This is a genomic window from Amycolatopsis sp. NPDC048633 (genome assembly GCF_040650695.1).
In the GTDB taxonomy this organism is placed as follows: domain Bacteria; phylum Actinomycetota; class Actinomycetes; order Mycobacteriales; family Pseudonocardiaceae; genus Amycolatopsis.
On record NZ_JBEZHS010000002.1, the window covers coordinates 36,264 to 57,266 of the forward strand.

Below are 21,003 nucleotides of genomic sequence, written 5' to 3' on the forward strand. Positions count from 1 at the left end.
CGGGATGGGGCGAGGGTATGGCCGCGTTCTCGGCCGTGTCAACAGTGCACGAGGTACCGATGGTCCAGTCCACTGCGGGATCGGTGGTGGTGCACCCGGACGGCCCATCGGGCGGGGATCCGTTGTGGGGCGCGGGAAACGCGGACCGGACCGGACTTTCCGGGCAACTCGCCCGCCGGCGGTCGGTCGCCGCCGGAGGGTGGCGCCGGGATCCGGTCGCCCCGGCGCGCGACGTCCCCCTGGTCACCGGCCCGTCGCTCGGCTGAGCGACGGCACCCACGCACTAGGCTGAGGCGAATGAGCGTGGCATCCGGCACGGAGCACTCGATGGTCGAAACCCGGCACCAGACTCGGCTGCTCACCCTGCTGCGGGACGAGGGCCCGATGTCGCGGGTCGAGCTGGGGGAGCGGCTCGAGCTGCCGCGCGCCCGCGTCGGGGCCGAGGTGGCCCGGCTCGACGAGGTCGGGCTCGTCGAAACCGCGGGGCCCTCGGCCAGCCGCGGCGGGCGGCGGTCGACGCTGGTCCGGCTCGCGGGCGAGCTGCGGGTGCTCGCGGTGGACGTCGGCGCGACGTCGGTCGGCGTGGCCGTGACCGACGCATCGTGCGAGGTTCTCGCGCACGCCGTCGAGGACTGCGACGTCCGGCAGGGGCCACACCCGGTGCTGCGGCGGGTCGCCGAGCTCGCGGCGAAGGTGCGGGACGAGGCACCCGGCCGGCTGGTCGCGGCGGGCATCGGGCTCCCGGGGCCGGTCAGCTTCGCCGAGGGGATGGCGGTCGCACCGCCGATCATGCCCGGCTGGGACCGGTTCAACGTGCGGGACCACCTGGGCGGCCTCTGGGGCTGCCCGGTCGCGGTGGACAACGACGTCAACGCGATGGCCCTCGGGGAGCGGCACGCCGGGGTCGCGCGATCGACCGACGACCTGATGTTCGTCAAGATCGGCACCGGGATCGGCTGCGGGATCGTGCTGGGCGGCAAGGTGTACCGCGGGGTCGCCGGCACGGCGGGCGACATCGGGCACATCCGGCTCGACGACTTCGGCCCGACCTGCGCCTGCGGCGAGGTCGGCTGCCTGGAGGCCTACTTCGGCGGGGCCGCGCTGGCCCGCGACGGCCTGGCACTGGCCCGCAGCGGCCGCTCGGCCCACCTCGCCGAGGTGGCGGCCGAGCGCGGCGTGGTCACCGCCCGCGACGTGGGCCGCGCGGCGGCGGCGGGCGACTTCGGCGCGGTCAACCTGATCCGCGACGGCGGCCGCCGGCTCGGGCACGTCGTCGCGTCGCTGGTCAGCTTCCTCAACCCGGGCATGGTGGTGATCGGCGGCGGCGTGGCCCAGCTCGGGCACCAGCTGCTGGCCGAGGTCCGCAGCGCGGTGTACCGGCGCTCGCTCCCGCTGGCCACGGGCAACCTCCCGATCGTGCTGTCGGAGCTCGGCGAGACGGCGGGTGTGATCGGAGCGGCCTGGTCCGCGACCGACCGGGCCTTCACGCTCAGCAGCTGACCGCGCCCGGCCCGGACGTCATGAACGACCCTTTCACCGCGCCGCAGCGCCAGGGGCCCGGCCAAGTCGGGTGGCGCCGGAGGTCATGAAAGACCCTTTCACCGCGTCGGACGAGGTGAAAGGGTCTTTCATGACCTCCAAGCGCGCGATCACCCCGGCGCACCGGTACCCCGGGCACGGCCGAGCCGCGGCTCCGAACGCAGTGAATGACTCGTTCCTGTCGTCGGATGAGGTGAATGGGTCATTCACGGCACCACAGCCGCGCGACCGCCACCCGGTCGTCCGGACGCCAGGAATGAGTCATTCACTGCATCGGGGACGACCCGAACTCTCACCCTCCGTCGCTGAACAAGCCTCCACCGTAGTGCTCGACTGAAGCACACTTTCGCACTTACGAAGCGAAAGTCTGCACGGATCGACGCGTCTATCCGGGTGAAAACCGGACTTAACGCGGCTTCGTCACCTTGACGGGTGACTGGAGTCACCCTACTTTCGCCTCCTGAGTGACAAAGTCTGTTCAGCAGCTGGGGGCAACGTGGCCGTGACCGGTACCAGGCGAGCCGACTCGGCGAGCCCGCGTACGGCGAACCTCGCCGCGGTCCTGCGCGCCCTGCGCGCGGGCCCGCTGTCGCGCACCCAGCTGGCCGCTCGCTGCGGGATCGCCAAGTCCGCCGTCCCCGGGCTGCTCGCCGAACTCGCGGAGCGGGGCCTGGTCCGGCCCGCCGGTGTCCTCGCCGGCAACGGGCGGCCGAGCCGGCTGGTCGAGCTGCACGGCGAAGACGCGTACGCGCTGGCTCTGAGCATCGAGGCCGATCGGCTGTCGGCGGTGGTCACCGACCTGTCCGGGCAGGTCCTGGCCGAGCGGGCGGAGACCGTCGACGTCGCCGCGGCCGGGCTCCAGCGCGGCATGGACGAGCTCGCCCACCTCGCGCACCGGGTGCTGCCCGGCCCGCCGGTGGGCGTCGCGATCTCGGTGCCCGGGCTGGTCGACTCGGCCGCCGCCGTGCTGCGGCTCGCCCCGGCCCTGCGCTGGCGCGACGCGGAGATCGCCGGCCTGATGGCCGCCCGGCTGAACCTGCCCGCCACGGCCATCGCCGTGGACAACGACGCCAACCTCGGCGCGCTCGCCGAGTCGGTCGCCGGCGTCGGGAGCGAGCTGTTCTACCTCGGCGGCGGAACGGCCGTCGGCGGCGGGTTCGTCTCCGGCGGCACGATCCTGCGCGGCGCGCGCGGCTTCGCGGGCGAGGTCGGGCACATCGCCGTCGACCCGTCCGGCGAGCGGTGCGCCTGCGGCCGGACGGGCTGCCTGGAGACGAAGGCGAACCTGGCCGCGTTCCTGCGCGCGGCCGCGTCACCGGGTGACCCCCTGCACGACCCCGCCCTCGGCGTCGAACGCCGGGTGGCGCTGCTGAAGGACCGCGTGCGGCGGGGCGACCAGCGCGCGGCGACGGCGGTGCATGAGCTCGGCGTCGCGCTCGGCGTCGCCCTGTCCACCGTGGTCGACGTGCTCGACCCGGACGTCGTCGTACTCGGCGGCTACTTCGCGGAGCTCGGGGAGTGGCTGGTGGAACCGGTCCGCGTCGAGCTCGCCGCGCACGGCCAGTCGGGACGGCACGCCCGGGTGGTGCCGTCGGAGTTCGGCCTCGAAGCACCGCTGCGCGGCGCCGCCTACCTGGCCGCCGAGCGGCTCTTCGCCGACCCCACGCTCGCCCCCGCCACCGAGGAGGCCTCGGTATGAGCCTGCTTTCCGTTCGCGGGATCGTGAAGAGCTTCCCGGGGGTGCGCGCGCTCGACGGCGTCGACCTCGACGTCGAACCGGGCGAGGTGCACTGCCTGCTCGGGCAGAACGGCGCGGGGAAGTCGACGCTGATCAAGGTCCTGTCCGGGGCGCACCGGCCGGACGCGGGCGAAATCACCTGGCAGGGAGAACGCGTCGAGCTCGGGTCGCCGGTCGACGCGCTGCGCCTCGGCATCGCCACCATGTACCAGGAGCTCGACCTGGTGCCTGGGCTTTCGGTGGCGGACAACATCTTCCTCGGCCACGAGCGCGCCCGGCTCGGGTTCACGCGGATCTCGCAGGCCCGCGACGAAGCCGCCCGGCTGATGGCCCGGCTGGGCCACCCCGGCATCCGGCCGTGGCACGAGGTCGGCAAGCTGTCCGCCGCCGGCCAGCAGCTGGTGTCGATGGCCCGCGCGCTGGCCCACGACGCCCGGCTGCTCGTGATGGACGAACCCACCGCCGCACTGGCCGGCGAGGAGGTCGACAACCTCTTCCGCATCGTCGGCGAGCTGACCGCCGACGGCGTCGCGGTCGTCTACATCTCGCACCGGCTCGAGGAGCTGCGCCGGATCGGGCACCGGGTGACCGTGCTCAAGGACGGCCGGACGGTCGGCACCGGCCTCGACGCCCGCACCACGCCGACCGCGGACCTGGTCGCGCTGATGGCCGGGCGCAAGGTCGAAACCGTCTTCGGGCCCCGCCACGACGGCCACGCGGACCGGACCACCCCGGTGCTCGAGGTCAGCGACCTCTCCCGCGCGGGGGAGTTCGAGGACGTGGGCTTCACCGTCCACGCCGGCGAGGTCGTCGGCATCGCCGGGCTGGTCGGGTCCGGCCGCAGCGAGCTGCTGGAGACGATCTTCGGTGCTCGCCGCGCCGACCGCGGAACCGTGACGGTCCAAGGGAAAGCGCTGAGCCCCGGCAACGTCCGCGCCGCCGTCAAGGCGGGCATCGGGCTGGCCCCGGAGGAACGCAAGAGCCAGGGGCTCCTGCTGGACCTGTCGGTGGCGCACAACGTGACGCTGGCGAGCCTCGGCCACTACGCGAAGTTCGGGTTCACCGACCGCGGCCGGGAGCTCGACGACGCCGGCGCGAGCCTGCGGCGCCTCGACCTGCGGCCCGCCGACCCGCGGCGGATCGTCCGCACGCTGTCCGGCGGCAACCAGCAGAAGGCGGTGCTCGCGCGCTGGCTGGTCCGCGGCTGCCGGGTGCTGCTGCTCGACGAGCCGACGCGCGGCGTCGACGTCGGCGCCCGCGCCGAGCTGTACGGGCTGATCGACGAGCTGGCCGCGAGCGGCGTCGCGATCGTGCTGGTGTCCAGCGAGATCCCCGAGGTGCTCGGGCTGTCCGACCGGGTGCTGGTGCTGCGCGAGGGCCGCGTCCTCGCCGACCGGCCCTCCGCCGGCCTCACCGAGGCCGCGGTGCTCGACGTGATTCTCGAGGGGAGCGCGGCATGACCGACACCGAAGCACCACCAGGGCAGGCACCGAGAGCGCTGTCCCCCGAAGGACGGCGGTTCTCCTTCCGGGCCGACCCGCGCCTGCTCGGCCTGGCCGGCGTGCTCGTCGTGCTCTGCCTGGTCGGCCAGTTCACCCGGCCCGAGCTGTTCTTCACCGAAAGCAACATCTCGACGATCCTGCGGCTGGCCGCGGCGATCGGCGTGGTGAGCGTCGGCATGACGTTCGTGATCATCAGCGGCGGCATCGACCTCTCCGTCGGTTCGATCGTCGCGTTGTCGAGCGTCTGGCTGACGACCTTGGCGACGCAGTCCTACGGACCGTGGGTGATGGTCGTCTGCGGACTCGCGGTCGGTCTCGGCTGCGGGCTGGTCAACGGCGTGCTCGTCTCCTACGGCAAGGTCGTGCCGTTCATCGCGACGCTCGCGATGTACGTCTCGGCCCGCGGGCTCGCCGAGCGGCTCAGCGGCCGTCGCACGCAGGTTGTCGCCGACCAGGACTTCCTCGCCTTCTTCCGCGGCGCGCTGCTCGGCATCCCGGTGCTGATCTGGCTGTTCGCCCTGGTGTTCGCGGTCGGCTGGGTGGTGCTCAACCGCACCACCTTCGGCCGCCGGACCTACGCGGTCGGCGGCAACATCGAGGCGTCGCGGCTGGCCGGGATCAACGTCAAGCGCCACCTCGCGCTCGTCTACGGCGTGGCCGGGCTCTGCTGCGGGATCGCCGCGCTCATGGTCGTCGCGCGGACGACGGCGGGCGCGTCGACCAACGGCATGTTCTACGAGCTCGACGCGATCGCGGCGGTGGTCATCGGCGGCACGCTGCTCACCGGCGGCCGCGGCTCGCTCATCGGCACGCTCATCGGCGTGCTGATCTTCACGGTGCTGTCGAACCTCTTCACGCTCAACAACCTGGACACCGACATCCAGAACATCGCCAAAGGCGTGATCATCGTGCTCGCCGTGCTCTTGCAGTTCCGGGCCAGGAAAGCCAGGACCGGGTCGTAGTAGTCACCACCTCTGGAGGTCGTCATGACCGATCAACCCTTCCTCGGCCGCCGGGGGTTCCTGCTCGGCGGCGCCGCGGTCGGCGCCGGCGCGCTGCTGGCCGGCTGCACGTCGAACACGCCCGCGAACTCGGAGTCGAACGCGCCGGTCGCCAACGCGGGCAACAACGCCCAGCCGGGAAAGCCGATCACCATCGGCTTCTCCGCGCCGGCCGCCGACCACGGCTGGATCGCCGCGATCACCAAGAACGCCAAAGCCCAGGCGCAGAAGTTCACCGAGGTGAAGTTCAACGCCACCGAGGGCACCAACGACGTCAACCAGCAGATCTCCCAGGTGGAGACGCTGATCAACGCCAAGGTCGACGTCCTGGTGATCCTGCCCTTCGACGGCAAGGCGCTCACCTCGGTCGGGCAGCAGGCGATGGACGCGGGGATCCCGGTGATCAACCTGGACCGCGTCTTCGACACGCCGCTCGCCTATAGAACGTGGATCGGCGGCGACAACTACCGGATGGGCGTCAACGCCGGCAACTACATCGCGAAACAGCTGAAGGCCAAGAACGTCGCCAACCCGGTCATCGGCGAGGTCGCCGGGATCGACTCGCTGCCGCTGACCCAGGAACGCAGCAAGGGCTTCTCGGACGCGCTGGGACGCGCCGGGTTCAAGGTCGGCCCGCGGGTCTCGGCGCAGTTCACGTCGGAGTCGGGTGAGCAGCAGACCGCGAACCTGCTCCAGAGCGCGCCCAAGCTGGACGCCCTGTGGAACCACGACGACGACCAGGGTATCGGCGTCAACGCCGCGATCGACACCGCGGGCCGCAAGGAGTTCTTCATGGTCGGCGGCGCCGGCTCGAAGAACATGATGACGCTGATCAAGGCCGACGCATCGCCGATCAAGGCGACCGTGCTCTACAGCCCGTCGATGGCCTCGACGGCGATCGCGCTGGCCCGTCTGCTCGGGCAGAACAAGGGCGTCGGCGACCTCGCCGAGCACGACATCCCGGCCGAGATCACCACGTACTCCGCGGTCGTCACCAAGGAGAACGTCGACCAGTACCTCGACGTCGGCTTCGACTCCTGACCCGGAAACCGCAGGCACAGCAAGAAGGAGGGGTATGAGCCCGGCACGGGAAACCATCGGGATCGGGATGGTGGGCCACGCATTCATGGGTGCGGTGCATTCGCACGCCTGGCGCAGCGTCCACCGGTTCTTCGATCCGCCGCTGGTGCCGAGACTCGCCGTCCTCGCCGGGCGCGACGAGACCCGGGCCGGTGACGCAGCGGCCAAGTTCGGCTGGGAAGCCGTCGAGACGGACTGGCGGAAGCTGATCGCCCGCGACGACGTCGGCCTGGTCGACGTCTGCACGCCGGGCGACAGCCACGCCGAGATCGCGATCGCCGCGCTGGAGGCCGGGAAGCACGTGCTGTGCGAAAAGCCCCTGGCCAACTCGGTCGCGGAGGCCGAGGCGATGGCCGAGGCGGCGCGGAAGGCCCGTGAACGCGGGGTACGGGCCATGGTCGCGTTCAACTACCGCCGGGTGCCCGCGCTCGCCCACGCCAGGAAGCTGGTGGCGAGCGGGGCGCTCGGGGAGATCCGGCACGTGCGGTCGGTCTACCTGCAGGACTGGTTGTCCGACCCGCAGTCGCCGATGACCTGGCGGCTGCGCAAGGAATCCGCCGGCTCGGGCGCGCTGGGGGACCTCGGCGCGCACATCGTCGACGCCGCGCAGTTCGTCACCGGCGACGTGATCACCGGCGTTTCGGCGCTGACGGACACCTTCGTGAAGCAGCGGCCGTCCGAAAACGGCGGGACGGACGACGTGACGGTCGACGACACCGCGTTGTTCCTGGCCCGGCTGTCCGGGGGAGCCGTGGCGAGCTTCGAGGCGACCCGGTTCGCGCTGGGCCGAAAGAACGCGATGCGGCTGGAGGTCAACGGGTCGAAGGCGAGCCTGGCGTTCGACTTCGAGTCGATGAACGAGCTGCAGTGGTACGAGGGCGGCGGTACCGAGGCCGGGTTCCGGCGCATCCTCGTCACCGAGCCCGAGCACCCGTACGTCGGGGTGTGGTGGCCGCCGGGCCACCTGCTCGGCTACGAGCACACGTTCACCAACGAGGTCGCCGACCTCCTGGAAGCCATCGGCGCGGGCACCGATCCCGAGCCGAGCTTCGAGGACGGCCTGCGCGTGCAGCGCGTGCTGCACGCCGTGGAGGAAAGCGCTTCCGCGCAGGCCGCGTGGACCGAGGTGCCCCGATGAGCCGTCCGGTCACCTTGTTCACCGGCCAGTGGGCGGACCTGCCGTTCACCGAGGTCTGCAAGCTCGCCGCGGACTGGGGGTACGACGGGCTCGAGATCGCCTGCTCCGGCGACCACTTCGAGGTCGACCGCGCACTGTCCGAAGAGGACTACGTGCCGGGCCGGCTGGCCGTGCTCGCCGAGCACGGGCTCAAGGTGTGGGCGATCTCGAACCACCTCGTCGGGCAGGCGATCTGCGACGACCCGATCGACCACCGGCACCGCGCGATCCTCCCGTCCCGGATCTGGGGAGACGGCGAGGCCGAGGGCGTCCGGCAGCGGGCGGCGGCCGAAATGGCCGACACCGCGAGGGCGGCGGCGAAGCTCGGCGTGGACACGGTGATCGGGTTCACCGGGTCGAAGATCTGGCAGTACGTCGCGATGTTTCCGCCGGTCACGGCCGATGACATCGATGACGGTTACGCGGACTTCGCCCGCCGGTGGAACCCGATCCTCGACGTCTTCGACGAGGTCGGCGTCCGGTTCGCGCACGAGGTGCACCCGTCGGAGATCGCGTACGACTACTGGACGACCAAGCGGGCTCTCGAGGCCGTGGACCACCGGCCCGCGTTCGGGCTGAACTGGGACCCGTCGCACTTCGTCTGGCAGGACCTCGACCCGGTCGGGTTCATCCTCGACTTCGCCGACCGGATCTACCACGTCGACTGCAAGGACACGAAGAAGCGCTTCGACGGCCGCAACGGCCGGCTCGGCTCGCACCTGGCCTGGGCGAACCCGCGCCGGGGCTGGGACTTCGTGTCCGTCGGCCACGGCGACGTCCCCTGGGAGGACTGCTTCCGGGCGCTGAACTCGATCGGGTACACCGGCCCCGTTTCGGTGGAGTGGGAGGACGCCGGGATGGACCGCCTCCGCGGCGCGGCGGAGGCGGTGAAATACCTGCGCGAGCACCTGTTCGACCAGCCGTCGGCGGCTTTCGACGCGGCTTTCAGCAACCAGAAATGAGGGAGTTCCATGTGCGGTGACCGGCCAGAACAGCACTCCCGGCGGACATTCCTGAACGTGGCGACGGCGGCCCTCACGGTGGGGGCCGCGGCCATCGCCCTGCCCGGCACGGCGGACGCTTCCCCGGCCCGCCGGCGCGTGCCGCTCGACAAGATCAGCATCCAGCTCTACTCCCTGCGTTCGCTGCTGCAGGACGACCCCGAAGGCACGCTCTCCGCGCTGGCCGACATCGGCTACCGCAAGGTCGAGCTGGCCGGGACGTACGGCCGCAGCGCCACCGAGTTCCGCGCCATCCTCGACCGCAACCACATCAAGGCGTCCTCGACGCACGTCGGCATCGACGGCGACCTGAATCAGACGATCGCCGACGCGAAGGTCCTCGGCAACCGCTCCGTCGTGGTGCCGTACGCGAACTTCGGCACCATCGCCGAGTGGGAGGCTTTCGCGGGCCGCATGAACACGGCCGCGGTCGCCTTCAAGAAGGCCGGGCTCGCGCTCGGCTACCACAACCACGACCACGAGTTCGCGCCGATCGGCGGGGTGGTCCCGTACGACGTCCTCACCAAGAAGACGAACAAGCGGGACGTGCACCTGGAGATCGACCTCTTCTGGGCGGTCAACGGCGGCGCGGATCCGGTCGAGCTGTTCCGGCGCAACTACCCGCGCGTGACCCAGTACCACGTGAAGGACCGGACCGCGGACGGGCAGATGGTCGACCCCGGCGCCGGGGTCATCAACTTCCCGCGCATCTTCGCGGCTTCCTGCCACAACATCGGCGAGTACATCGTCGAGCACGACCAGCCGACCGACCCGCTCAACACCGCCAAGGTCGGCTTCGAATACCTCCGCACCGTTCGGTTCTGAGACCCCGGGGGAAATCCACATGCGAGTGTCACGTCGGTCGATGCTGGCCGGAACCGCCGCGGGCGTGCTCGTCCCCGCCATCGGCGCCGCCGACACGGCGTCGGCGGCCGGTCTGACCCGCAAGATCACGATCTACGCGGAAGCGCTTCCCGGTGGCCTCTACGGCTACGGGCTCGAACCGGGCAAAGCGACGATTCCGGGGCCGCTGCTGGAGATCTACGAGGCCGACACCCTCGAGATCGAACTGGTCAACCGGACCGACCAGCGGCTGTCGATCCACCCGCACGGCGTCATCTACGACACCGCGTCCGACGGCGCCCCGCTCAACGCGTCGTTCAACAAGCCGGGCGAGACCCGGACCTACACCTGGAAGACGCGGACCCGCTACGAAGCCAGCGGTGGGTTCTGGATGCCGGGCAGCGCCGGGTACTGGCACTACCACGACCATGCGATGGGCACCGACCACGGCACCGGCGGGCTCGCCCGCGGGCTCTACGGCGGGCTGATCGTGCGCAAGCGCGGCGACCTGCTGCCCAGCCGGCAGTACACCGTCGTGTTCAACGAGATGATGATCAACCACGAGATGGCGCCCGACACGCCCATGTTCGAGGCGCGGCTCGGCGAGCGCGTCGAGTGGGTCTGCATCGGGTACGGCAGCCTGCCGCACACGTTCCACCTCCACGGGCACCGCTGGGCCGACACCCGCACCGGGATGCTGAGCAGCGCCACCGACAACGCCCAGATCGTCGACAACAAGAACCTCGACCCCGGCAGCTCGTTCGGCTTCCAGGTGCTGGCCGGCGAAGGCGTCGGACCCGGGGTGTGGATGTACCACTGCCACGTCCAGACCCACTCCGACGGCGGGATGGTGGGCCTCTTCCTGGTCCGCAACCCCGACGGCAGCCTGCCCGACGGAGCGCAGGAAGCGATCGACCGGTTCAAGGAGCACGGCCACGCCGGGCACGACATGAACCCCGACGGCCGGACACACGCATGAGGAGGGGAGCCATGAAGAGACGATGGTTCGGCCGGCGCGGGGCGCTGGTGCTCGCTATCGGGGCGGTCCTCGCGGCCGGGGCCCCGCTGATCACGATGCCGGTGGCCCAAGCGGCGCCGGCGGCGAACGTCGCGGTGAACGTGCTGGTCTTCCACGGCGCGGCCGCCGACCAGAAGGACCCGGTGCTCCGCGCCGCCGACGCGATCGCGCGGCTCGGGCAGGACAACGGCATCACGGTCACGGCGTCGTCCGACCCCGCCGTGTTCAGCACCGCGAACCTCGCCCGGTACCGCGGCGTGGTCTTCCTGTCGGCGCAGGGCGTGACGCTCGCGCGTGAGCAGGAAGCCGCGCTGCAGGCCTACATGAAGGCCGGCGGCGGGTTCCTCGGCATCTCCGACGCCGCCCGCGCGCAGGACTCGTCCCAGTGGTTCACCGGCTTGATCGGCGCCCGCCCGGTCGGCGCCCGCCCGACGCCCGAGACGGTGGCGTCGGTGACCGCGAGCGCGGAGAACCCGCCGGACGAGACCAAGGAAAAGCTGGCCGACAACAACGAAAACACCAAGTGGCTGGCGCGCGCGACGACCGGCTGGGCGGCCTACAAGCTGGCCACCCCGGTCGCGGTCAGCAGCTACTCGCTGGTGTCGGCGAACGACTTCCCCGGCCGCGACCCGAAGAGCTGGACCCTGCAGGGCTCGGCCGACGGGAGCACGTGGACCGACCTGGACACGCGCACGAACGAGACGTTCACCGACCGGTTCCAGACCCGGACCTTCACCTTCGCCAACACCACGGTCTACCCGAACTACCGGCTGAACATCACCGCGAACGCGGGTGAGCCGCTCATCCAGCTCGCCGACTTCAAGCTGTTCAAGGACACCTCGACGACCCCGCCGCCGCCCGAGCCGGCACCGCAGAAGGCCGTCCTCGACGTCCTGGACAGCAAGCACCCGGCCACCGCCGGCCTGCCGCAGAACTGGACGCGCACCGACCGCTGGCTCAACTGGGAGTCCAACCCGGTCGGGACCGTCCACACGGTCGCGCAGGTCGAGGAGAAGGGCTACAACCCGGGGGTCGGCGCGAACGGCGCGTTCCACCCGATCTCCTGGTGCCGCGACTACGACGGCGGCCGCTCCTTCTACACCGGCATGGGCCGCACCGAATCGTCCTACGGCGAAGACCAGTTCCGCAGCCACCTGCTCGGCGCCCTGCGCTGGACGACCGGCATGGTGCGTGGCGACTGCCAGGCCGGCATCGCCGCGAACTACAAGATCGAGAAGCTGACCGGCAAGAACGCGGCCGGGCAGCTCGACCAGATCGGCGAGCCGCACGGGCTGACCATCGCCCCCGACGGCAAGGTGTTCTACATCGGCAAGGCGGCCTGCCCGACCGGGCCGATCGTCAGCTGGGACGACCCGAACGTCGGCCTCGGCTGCGGCACGGTCCACCAGTGGGACCCGGTCACCAAGAAGGTCAAGCTGCTCACGACCCTCCCGGTGATGGGCAACCGCGGCAGCGGTGACGAGCTGGTCAAGAACGAAGAGGGCCTGCTCGGGCTGACGCTGGACCCGAAGTTCGCCGAGAACGGCTTCATGTACGCCTACTGGATGCCGCACGCGTCGATCGACCGCGACAAGCGGATCGGCAAGCGCACGGTCTCGCGGTTCACCTACAACGCCACCGCGCAGACGCTCGACCAGGCCACGCGCAAGGACCTGCTGTCCTGGGACGTGCAGATCCACAGCTGCTGCCACGCCGGCGGCGGCATGGCGTTCGACAAGGACGGCAACCTCTACGTCGGGTCCGGGGACAACAACTCCTCGGGCGGCTCGAACGGCTACTCGGGCAACAACTGGACGCTCGACTACAAGGGCATCTCGTTCCAGGACGCGCGCCGCACGGCGGGCAACACCAACGACCTCGACGGCAAGATCCTGCGCATCCACCCGGAGGCGAACGGGACGTACACGATCCCGCAGGGCAACCTCTTCCCGAACGGGCCGGCGGACAAGACACGCCCGGAGATCTACGTGATGGGCGTCCGCAACATCTCGCGGCTGCAGATCGACCCGGTCCACAACTGGATGACCGCGGGCTGGGTCGGCCCCGACGCGTCGTCGCCGAGTCCCGAGCTCGGGCCGGCGAAGTACGAGACGGCGACGATCATCACCGAAGCCGGCAACCACGGCTGGCCGTACTGCATGGGCAACCGGCAGCCCTACCGCGACCGCAGCAGCACGAACGCCGCGGAGCTGACCGGCTGGTACGACTGCGACAACCCGGTCAACACCTCGCCGCGCAACACCGGCCTGGTGAACCTGCCGCCGATCAAGGACAACATGATCTGGTACTCGCCGGACGGCGGCGGGCCGGTCTTCCCGAAGCGGCCGGGCAGCTCGATCCCGACGTACAACGCGGCGGACGCCACCTACACGCAGCCGTACCTGCGGGGTGGCGGCCAGGCGGTCATGTCCGGGCCGACCTACCACCGCTCGCTGGTCAACACGAACAGCGGCGTGGCGTGGCCGGAGTACTGGGACAACAAGTGGTTCATCGGCGACGAGTCCAACTCCCAGAACCGGGTCGCGGTGACCGTGGACCCGGCGGGCGTGCCGACGCACCAGCCGCCGGTGTTCGCCGAGACGTTCCGGCAGATCATCCCCGGCGGGTCCGGTGACACCCGGGTGCAGAGCTGGATGGACGCCAAGTTCGGGCCGGACGGCGCGCTGTACGTGCTCGACTACGGCAACGGCTTCTTCTCCCTGGACGCCAACCAGAAGCTGCTGAAGATCAGCTACACGGGCGGCGCGCCGACCCCGGCGCCGGCCGCGACGTCGACGATGGTGCAGAACAAGGCGCTGACAGCGGCGTTCGTCGGCTCGAAGTCCGGCGGCGTGTCCTACCGCTGGGAGTTCGGCGACGGCTCGGTCTCCACCCAGGCCGACCCGCGGCACACCTACCCGCGCACCGGGATCTTCACCGCCAAGCTGACCGTGACCTATGCCAACGGTGAGCAGGTGACCACCCGGACGGCCGTGAACGTCGGGTGCGTGGTGGCGGATCCGAGTCCGGTGGTGACCTTGGGCGACGCGATCACCAAGGTGCCGAACCGGAACGCGGGCGGCGGCTGCACGGTCGACGACTTCATCGACGACGAAAGCACGTGGAGCACGCACGCGGCCTTCGTCAACCATGTCGAGCAGGCCACCGAGACGCTCACCGACATCGGCGTCCTCAACGACGCCGAGTCGGCCGAGCTGAACGCGGCGGCGGAGGCGTCGCCGATCGGGAAGCCGGGCACCACCGGCTACGACGCGATCTTCGACGGCACGGCCGAGTCGCTGCGCGGGTGGGCACAGGCACCGTCGGGAGAGTTCACCCTCCAGCCCGACGGCTCGATCCGCTCGGCCGGCGGGCTGGGCATGCTCTGGTACGCCCAGCGCCAGTACGGCGACTTCTCGGTGAAACTCCAGTTCAAGGACATCGCCCCGGACCCGAACCGGGCCAATACCGGGGTCTTCGTCCGGTTCCCGGACCCGAGGACACCGCTCGACCAGCGGCCACCGGGCAGCTGCGGCACGGTCGGCTCGGCACGGACGTCGCAGGCGTGGGTCGCGATCTACTGCGGCCACGAGATCCAGATCTACGACGGTGCCACCGGCGAGCCGCAGAAGACCGGGTCGGTCTACAACTTCGACCCGCGCCCGCTCGATCAGGCGGGAGCGCGGCCGAAGGCGACCTGGAACGACTACGAGGTCAAGGTCGTCGGGCAGCACTACACGATCATCCGCAACGGCGTGGTGATCAACGAGTTCGACAACACGCCCGGCCAGCAGTCGTCCCGGGCCGGTGATCCGCCGACCGATCTGCGGCAGTTCGTCAGCGGGTTCATCGGGCTGCAGAACCACAGTGACAACGATCTGACCGAGTTCCGCAACATCCGGGTGCGGCAGCTGTAGCGCGACGGGGGCCGGGCTCGCGCCCGGCCCCCGTTCCTCCCAGGAAGGTTTCCCGCGATGTCCCCACGACCGATCGCCGTGCTGCTGGCCGCTTTCCTGGTCTTGCTCGGGCTCCCCACCCTCGCGGTGGCGGCGCCGGTCCAGACCCTGACCTGGACCGGGAACAACAGCACCACCGAATACGCGTCCGCGCCGACGGGCGCGCTGCCCGGCGAGACCACGATCGTCTTCGAGAACAGCGAAGCCACCGGCAACACGACGGGGATGTCGCACACCCTGACGTTCGACACCTCGACGGAGGGCTACAACCACGACGTGAACCTCAACGTCGTGGCCAACCCGTTCGACCCGCAGAACGGGCGGCACGAGGCGGTCGTGACGCTCACGCCGGGCAAGTACCGGTACTTCTGCACGATCCCCGGGCACACGACGATGGTGGGGGAGTTCGTCGTCTCCGACGGCACCGGCGACACCACCGCGCCGACGGTGACCGCCGCCGTGGCGGGCGATCGCGATCCGTCGGGGAACTACCTCGAGTCGGCCACGGTTTCGCTGACCGCGACGGACGCGGGCTCCGGGGTGGCCTCGGTCGAGTACCAGCTGGACAGCGGCAGCTGGACCGCTTACTCGGCGCCCGTGGTGGTGTCGGCCGTGGGCATGCACATGCTCCACTACCGCGCCACCGACGTCGCCGGGAACACCTCCGATGAGGGCATGGAGCACTTCACGATCGTCGAAGGGCAGGGGGACACGACCCCGCCCACGGTGACCGCGGCGATCAGCGGTGCTCAAGACTCGTCGGGCAACTACGTCGATGTCGCCACGGTGAAGCTGACGGCGACGGACGCCGATTCGGCAGTGGCCTCGGTTGAGTACCAGCTGGACGGTGGCGCGTGGACCGCCTACACCGCACCGGTCGCCGTGACCGGCGCGGGTGAGCACATGGTCCACTTCCGGGCGACCGACGAGGCCGGGAACACGTCACCGGAGGGCATGTCCGACTTCACCGTGGTGAAGAGCGACACGACACCGCCGACCGTGACGGCGTCGCTCGCGGGTACGCAGGACGCCGACGGCAGCTACGTCGGCAAGGCGACGGTCACGGTCGTGGCCACGGACACCGGGTCCGGGGTCGCGGCGGTGGAGTACCGGGTGGACGGCGGAGCGTGGACGGCCTACACCGCACCGGTTCCGGTGACCGCGGCCGGCGTGCACACGGTCGACTACCGGGCTCGCGACGTCGCCGGGAACACGTCCGCTCCGGCGAGCGTGTCCTTCACCGTGGTCGCCGGCGGCGACACGACGGCGCCGGTGGTGTCCCTGGCGGTGAGCGGCAAGCAGGACGGCGACTGGTCGTACGTCGGCCAAGCGTCGGTGACGCTGACCGCCACCGACGCCGGGTCCGGGGTGGGCCCGGTGGAGTACAAAGTGGACAGTGGAGCGTGGACGCGGTACACCGCGCCGGTGGTCGTCTCCGCACTCGGCGCGCACACCGTGGGTGCCCGGGCCACGGACGTCGCCGGAAACGCCTCGCTGGAGGTGTTCGGTGCGTTCACGGTGGTCGCGGCCGCGCCACCGCCGACGGATGCGTGCCCGGTCTCGGACACCCGGGAGACGGTGGTGATCGGCGGGGTCGACAGCCAGGTGGAGAACATCGACATCGGCAACGGCTGCACGCTCAACGACGTCATCGACGAGAACGCGGAATACGCGTCGCACGACCGGTTCGTGAAGCACGTGAAGGCCGTGACGCAGGAGCTGGTCGGCAACGGAGTGCTGTCCGGCGGCGACCGCAACCGCATCGTGACGGCGGCGATCGAGTCGGACATCGGCGGCACGGCCGGCGCGGCCGATGTCCGTGGCCGCGACGTGAAGAAGGCGCTCTGACTTTTGCGCGTGGCTCGGTTCGCATGAGTGAATGACTCATTCCTGGCGCCAGACGCCAGGAATGAGTCATTCACTGCGTTCCGGGGAGGCCCCTGTGCGGGCTTGGCGTCACGCCGGCAGTGATCCCCTGATGCCCGCGATGATCAGATCGAGGCCGCCGCCGAAAGCCTGGTCCCGCTCTTCCCGAGGCCACGCGGTCTTCCGCGCCTGCTCCTCGATCGTGAAACCGTTGGCGTAAGCCAGAACCGTGTCCACCGCGACCGTCGCCATGCCGGCCGGCACGCCCGCGCCGGCCAAAGTCGTGACCAGGTGCTCGAACACCGCGATCGCGTCGTCGCCAGGGTCGTGGAAGCCGGAGATCAGGCGGGCGCCGTCGCGGTGGGCCAGCATCACCTCGCGCATGCCCGATGCCGCGCCGCGCAGCAGCTCGTCCCAGGGGGCGTCCGCCGGGAAGCCGTCGCCGTCCGGCTTGACCAGGTGCGCGACCATCGCGTCGAGCAGGGCCTGCTTGCTGGGGTAGTGCCGGTACAGCGCGCTCGCGCGGACGCCGAGCCGGCTCGCCAGGAGCCGCATCGTCAGCGCGTCCAAGCCGGCCTCGTCGAGGAGTTCGATGGCCGCCTGCAGTACCTCGGTGCGCCGCTGCCCCACGAAAGTCCTCCGAAAATCCGGGCTTGACAGGTCTGCCTCGCCTACGTGAACAATGTACACGTGAACGTTGTTCACCTAGGAATGGGGGAGAGACGATGACACGGATTCTGGTGATCGGCGCCGGGCTCGGCGGCCTGACGCTCGCGCACGCCCTGGTCCGGGCGGGCCTCGACGTCCGGGTGTTCGAGGCCGACGACGGGACCGGCGAACGCACCCAGGGCTACCGGATCGGCCTCTCGCCGGTGGCGATGGAGGCGCTGCGGGCCAGTCTGCCGCCGCGGCTCTACGATCTCGCCGAGGCCACCAGCGGCAGCCTGACCGGGCCGGGACTGCTGTTCGACGAGCAGCTCACCCTGCTCAGCAGCGACCTGCCGGGACCGGAGGAGAGCCGGGCGTTCGACCGGCAGGTGCTGCGGCAGGTCCTGCTCGGCGAGCTGGGCGACCGGGTCTCGTTCGGGAAGCGGGTGAAGACTTTCACCGACGAGGACACCGTCACCGCCTTCTTCGCCGACGGCACCCAGGCCACCGGTGACGTGCTGGTCGGCGCCGACGGCGGGAGCTCCGCGGTGCGGCGCCGGCTGGTGCCCGAGGTCCGGCTCGTCGACGCCGACCTGTGCGGGGCGATGGGACGCACCCCGGCCACCGACCGCTTCCGAAGGCTCGTCCCGGGACGCGGCACGATGGTCAAGGGCCCGGAGATCACGTTGATGCTGGGCCGGATGCAGTTCGACCGCGAGCCCTCCGAGGCCGCCGCCGAGCTCACTCCCGGTCTGCCCATGCCGCACCGGGAAAGCTACGTCCGGTGGGTGCTGCTCGTCCCGCCGGACCACCCGGCGGCCACCGCGCCGCCCCGGGAGGAAGCCCGCGAGCTGGTGCTGGAGCTGATCGAGGGCTGGCACTCCGAGCTCCGGGACCTGGTCCGCGGCGCGGACCTGAGCGCCGTCGGCCGGTCCAAGGTCTTCGACCGCCCGATGCCGCCGTGGCCGGTGAGCCGCGTGACGCTGCTGGGGGATGCCGCCCACCTGACGCTGGCCAGCGGCGGGAACGGCGCCGCCACCGCGATGCAGGACGCCGTCCGGCTGAGCGCGCTGCTGGCCGAGGTGGATCAGGGCCGCCACGACCTGCTCCCGGCCCTGGCGGAGTACCAGCGAGACCTGCTGGACCGCGGGAACGCGGCGGTGGAGGTCGGCAAGCGGGCGCTGAGCCGGTTCATCCCGGCCGGGGGAGACGCGCGATGACCGTCGTCCACGAGCACGTCCGGTCGGCCGACGGGACCACGATCGGCTACCGCCGCCTCGGCCGCGGCCCCGCGCTGATCCTCGTCCACGGCGGGATGCTGGCGTCGCAGCACTTCACGAAGCTCGCCGCCGCGCTGTCGGCGGAGTTCACCGTCTGCGTGCCCGACCGGCGCGGACGCGGGCTGAGCGGTCCGCACGGCGCGGGCTTCGGCGTCCGGCAGGAGGTCGAAGACCTGCAGGCGCTCGTCGCCGCGACCGGCGCGTCGCGGGTCTTCGGCCTGAGCTCCGGCGCCCTCGTCGTGCTGCGCACGGCCCTGGTCACGCCCGCCCTGGACCGGATCGCCCTCTACGAGCCACCGCTGTCGATCGACGGGTCGGTGCCGACAGCCTGGCTGCCGCGCTTCGACCGCGAGGTCGCCGCCGGAAGGAGCGCGGCCGCCCTCGTCACCGGTATGAAGGGCCTGGCCGCCGAACCGTCGCTGTTCAGCCGGATCCCGCGCTTCGCCCTGGTGCCGCTCCTGACCGTGGGCGCGCGGCTGCAGGGCGAGGGATCACCGGAGGAGGTGCCGGTCGAGGCGCTCATCCCGACGCTCCACTTCGACATCCAGGTGATCGAGGAGCTGGCCGACACCGCCGCGGACTACGCGGCGATCGAGGCGCGGGTGCTGCTCCTCGGCGGATCCAAGAGCGCGCGATACCTGAGCCGGGCCCTGGGAAAACTCGCCGACGTCCTCCCGCACGCGCGGCGCGTCTCCCTCCCCGGAGTCGGCCATTCGGGACCGGAGGACGACGGCGCGCCGCTCGTCGTGGCCGGGGAACTGCGTGAGTTCTTCGGCGGGCCGGGCTAGGAGTAGGTCCAGTGGCCCAGCCAGGACTCGCGCCAGGCCACCGTCAGCTCACCGACTCCGTCCACACCGGACTGGTCCACGTGGGCCTTCCACGCCTCCTCCAGTGACGCGCACAGCTTGGACGCGGGCAGCTCGACGCCGCCGGAGGAGAACTGGCGCAGGACCGACTTCGGCACCGCCAGCTTCGCCTTGCCCCGGACGACGGACTGCTCGGTGGCGCGGCAGATGAGGTACTCGACGGTGGCCAGGTCGCCCGCCGAGCCGGTGGTTTCCGGGGACACCCGGGGCGCCACCTGGGCCAGCGCGCGGTACAGGCAGTCCAGCGGGGCGGCCAGGCCCCGTTGCTGGCGGGCGATCTCCCACGACACCCACACGGCCATGCAGTCCGGCATCTGGTGCGCGCGGTAGGCGAACGCGGGGCCGGTGAACGTCTGGTAGTCGCCGGTCGGGTCCTGGGCGGCCGGGCTCGGCCCGTCGGGGTCGGGCGGCAGGCCGAGCCGCTTGAACAGCTCGCGCAGCAGTTTGTGCGGCCGGGCCGGGGTGGTGGACTCGCCGAGCAGCTTGCCGAGGATGCGGTTGAGCCGGTCGGCGGCCACGCCGTGGATCGCCAGCTGCAGGTGGACGAACGCGACGTCCGACAGCGTCGTGGCGGCGCAGCCGACCACCCCCACCTGGGGGTAGCGCTGCAGGAAGGAGACGATCGCGTCCGTGGAGCCGATCCGCGCCGGCCCGACGAACGTCACCGGCAGGACCGTGCCGATCCGCTGGCGGGACCGGAGGTCGCCCTTGTACAGCGGCGAGAACTCGCCGTCGGCGTGGTAGACCTCGAACCAGTTGCCCTGCCGGTGCCCCGGCCGCGTGTCGGCGAGCCAGAAGCTGAACCCGTGCTTCTCGCACAGCTCCCGGAACCGGTCGGCCAGGTCGAACCGGGCGGCGGCGGACGCGTCCCGCAGCGCGATCGAGAACCGGACGGCCAGCGAGGCGCACGGCGGCGCGACCTCCTTGCGGGTGCGGAGGTCGTGGTTGCGGGTCTTGACGAGCGTCGGCAGCTGGGCGGGGCACTGCAGGGACAGCAGCGGCGCGTCGACGAGCGAGGACGCGGCGTCGGAGATCTCCCGCACCAGGTCGCGGACGGCTAGGCCGTGCCACTCGTACACCTCGTGCGCCGCCGGGTCGATCGCGATCAGGCCCTCGAACGTCTGCGCCGACTCGTAGATGAACGTCGGGTTGGGCGACGTCGTCTGGTGGAACACCCAGCCGCCCGCGTTCTGCTCGGGGCGTTCCGCCGGCTGCTGGCCGTCGACGCGCTCGACCACCTCGGTGCCGTCGAGGGGCTTGCGGGTGCGGGTGCCGATCACGACGCCGGCGCCGTTCGTGGCCGAGCACAGGGTTTCCAGGAAGACCGTGCTCTCGGAGTCCGTGGTGACGAGCTCGCGCAGGTAGCCGGGGCGGGCCACCGCGTGGTGCACCTCGAAGTCCACTTTGGTCACCGGCTGCCGCGCGATCTCGAAGCCGGCCCGGGCCAGGTCGGCCACGTTCCGCACGGAGATCCGCTGGCCGCGCACG

Annotated in this window: 16 protein-coding genes; 14 read left to right on the forward strand and 2 right to left on the reverse strand. The window is 71.1% G+C overall.

Annotated elements, in window-relative coordinates; genetic code table 11:
• Window positions 1-59 precede the first annotated feature (59 nt).
• From AB0C38_RS06765 to AB0C38_RS06820, 12 genes are all read left to right on the forward strand, one after another.
• Window positions 60-266, forward strand: a complete 207-nt coding sequence (locus AB0C38_RS06765; RefSeq protein WP_360667696.1) for a hypothetical protein — start codon at window positions 60-62, stop codon at window positions 264-266.
• Between the two features lie 31 nt (window positions 267-297).
• Complete coding sequence (locus AB0C38_RS06770; protein WP_360667699.1) at window positions 298-1,500, forward strand: ROK family transcriptional regulator; 1,203 nt, start codon at window positions 298-300, stop codon at window positions 1,498-1,500.
• A 541-nt stretch (window positions 1,501-2,041) separates the two neighbouring features.
• Window positions 2,042-3,238 (forward strand): ROK family transcriptional regulator, encoded by a 1,197-nt coding sequence (locus AB0C38_RS06775; RefSeq protein ID WP_360667702.1) that lies wholly within the window; start codon window positions 2,042-2,044, stop codon window positions 3,236-3,238.
• Entirely contained in the window at window positions 3,235-4,737 is a 1,503-nt protein-coding gene (locus AB0C38_RS06780) for a sugar ABC transporter ATP-binding protein (protein WP_360667705.1), read from the forward strand. The genes AB0C38_RS06775 and AB0C38_RS06780 overlap by 4 nt, the downstream gene beginning before the upstream one ends.
• A complete protein-coding gene (locus tag AB0C38_RS06785; RefSeq protein ID WP_360667708.1) occupies window positions 4,734-5,741 on the forward strand; it encodes an ABC transporter permease in 1,008 nt (335 codons plus the stop codon). Before AB0C38_RS06780 ends, AB0C38_RS06785 begins: the two co-directional genes overlap by 4 nt.
• Window positions 5,742-5,765: 24 nt before the next feature.
• Window positions 5,766-6,821 carry a substrate-binding domain-containing protein gene (locus AB0C38_RS06790; protein WP_360667711.1) on the forward strand — a complete coding sequence of 352 codons (1,056 nt, stop codon included), beginning with the start codon at window positions 5,766-5,768 and terminating at the stop codon, window positions 6,819-6,821.
• A gap of 34 nt (window positions 6,822-6,855) precedes the next feature.
• Window positions 6,856-7,998, forward strand: coding sequence for a Gfo/Idh/MocA family oxidoreductase (locus tag AB0C38_RS06795; RefSeq protein ID WP_360667714.1), 1,143 nt, complete (start codon window positions 6,856-6,858; stop codon window positions 7,996-7,998).
• On the forward strand, window positions 7,995-8,999 hold the full coding sequence (locus tag AB0C38_RS06800) for a sugar phosphate isomerase/epimerase family protein (RefSeq protein WP_360667717.1): 1,005 nt from the start codon (window positions 7,995-7,997) through the stop codon (window positions 8,997-8,999). Before AB0C38_RS06795 ends, AB0C38_RS06800 begins: the two co-directional genes overlap by 4 nt.
• 9 nt (window positions 9,000-9,008) lie before the next feature.
• A complete protein-coding gene (locus AB0C38_RS06805; protein ID WP_360667720.1) occupies window positions 9,009-9,863 on the forward strand; it encodes a TIM barrel protein in 855 nt (284 codons plus the stop codon).
• Window positions 9,864-9,882: 19 nt separating this feature from the next.
• The gene (locus AB0C38_RS06810; protein ID WP_360667723.1) at window positions 9,883-10,860 is read left to right on the forward strand and encodes a multicopper oxidase domain-containing protein; all 978 of its coding nucleotides are present in this window, start codon (window positions 9,883-9,885) and stop codon (window positions 10,858-10,860) included.
• Complete coding sequence (locus AB0C38_RS06815) at window positions 10,857-14,816, forward strand: ThuA domain-containing protein (RefSeq protein ID WP_360667726.1); 3,960 nt, start codon at window positions 10,857-10,859, stop codon at window positions 14,814-14,816. Before AB0C38_RS06810 ends, AB0C38_RS06815 begins: the two co-directional genes overlap by 4 nt.
• Before the next feature lie 57 nt (window positions 14,817-14,873).
• A complete protein-coding gene (locus AB0C38_RS06820) occupies window positions 14,874-16,703 on the forward strand; it encodes a copper-binding protein (protein ID WP_360667729.1) in 1,830 nt (609 codons plus the stop codon).
• Between the two features lie 108 nt (window positions 16,704-16,811).
• On the opposite strand, the gene AB0C38_RS06825 is transcribed toward AB0C38_RS06820, so the two are convergent.
• The gene (locus tag AB0C38_RS06825) at window positions 16,812-17,351 is read right to left on the reverse strand and encodes a TetR/AcrR family transcriptional regulator C-terminal domain-containing protein (RefSeq protein ID WP_360667732.1); all 540 of its coding nucleotides are present in this window, start codon (window positions 17,349-17,351) and stop codon (window positions 16,812-16,814) included.
• Between the two features lie 95 nt (window positions 17,352-17,446).
• On the opposite strand from AB0C38_RS06825, the gene AB0C38_RS06830 reads away from it, so the two are divergent.
• Window positions 17,447-18,589 (forward strand): NAD(P)/FAD-dependent oxidoreductase, encoded by a 1,143-nt coding sequence (locus AB0C38_RS06830; protein WP_360667735.1) that lies wholly within the window; start codon window positions 17,447-17,449, stop codon window positions 18,587-18,589.
• The gene (locus AB0C38_RS06835; protein ID WP_360667738.1) at window positions 18,586-19,437 is read left to right on the forward strand and encodes an alpha/beta hydrolase; all 852 of its coding nucleotides are present in this window, start codon (window positions 18,586-18,588) and stop codon (window positions 19,435-19,437) included. The genes AB0C38_RS06830 and AB0C38_RS06835 overlap by 4 nt, the downstream gene beginning before the upstream one ends.
• On the opposite strand, the gene AB0C38_RS06840 is transcribed toward AB0C38_RS06835, so the two are convergent.
• Window positions 19,434-21,002, reverse strand: a complete 1,569-nt coding sequence (locus AB0C38_RS06840; RefSeq protein WP_360667741.1) for a hypothetical protein — start codon at window positions 21,000-21,002, stop codon at window positions 19,434-19,436. The genes AB0C38_RS06835 and AB0C38_RS06840 overlap by 4 nt on opposite strands.
• Window position 21,003 lies beyond the last annotated feature (1 nt).

Excerpts from the sequence above, each read along its gene's own strand:
- AB0C38_RS06800 (WP_360667717.1), top strand. The coding sequence starts at position 7,995 with ATGAGCCGTCCGGTCACCTTGTTCACCGGCCAGTGGGCGGACCTGCCG.
- AB0C38_RS06835 (WP_360667738.1), top strand. The coding sequence starts at position 18,586 with ATGACCGTCGTCCACGAGCACGTCCGGTCGGCCGACGGGACCACGATC.
- AB0C38_RS06795 (WP_360667714.1), top strand. The coding sequence starts at position 6,856 with ATGAGCCCGGCACGGGAAACCATCGGGATCGGGATGGTGGGCCACGCA.
- AB0C38_RS06815 (WP_360667726.1), top strand. The coding sequence starts at position 10,857 with ATGAGGAGGGGAGCCATGAAGAGACGATGGTTCGGCCGGCGCGGGGCG.
- AB0C38_RS06790 (WP_360667711.1), top strand. The coding sequence starts at position 5,766 with ATGACCGATCAACCCTTCCTCGGCCGCCGGGGGTTCCTGCTCGGCGGC.
- AB0C38_RS06785 (WP_360667708.1), top strand. The coding sequence starts at position 4,734 with ATGACCGACACCGAAGCACCACCAGGGCAGGCACCGAGAGCGCTGTCC.
- AB0C38_RS06765 (WP_360667696.1), top strand. The coding sequence starts at position 60 with ATGGTCCAGTCCACTGCGGGATCGGTGGTGGTGCACCCGGACGGCCCA.
- AB0C38_RS06810 (WP_360667723.1), top strand. The coding sequence starts at position 9,883 with ATGCGAGTGTCACGTCGGTCGATGCTGGCCGGAACCGCCGCGGGCGTG.
- AB0C38_RS06780 (WP_360667705.1), top strand. The coding sequence starts at position 3,235 with ATGAGCCTGCTTTCCGTTCGCGGGATCGTGAAGAGCTTCCCGGGGGTG.
- AB0C38_RS06770 (WP_360667699.1), top strand. The coding sequence starts at position 298 with ATGAGCGTGGCATCCGGCACGGAGCACTCGATGGTCGAAACCCGGCAC.
- AB0C38_RS06805 (WP_360667720.1), top strand. The coding sequence starts at position 9,009 with ATGTGCGGTGACCGGCCAGAACAGCACTCCCGGCGGACATTCCTGAAC.
- AB0C38_RS06830 (WP_360667735.1), top strand. The coding sequence starts at position 17,447 with ATGACACGGATTCTGGTGATCGGCGCCGGGCTCGGCGGCCTGACGCTC.
- AB0C38_RS06820 (WP_360667729.1), top strand. The coding sequence starts at position 14,874 with ATGTCCCCACGACCGATCGCCGTGCTGCTGGCCGCTTTCCTGGTCTTG.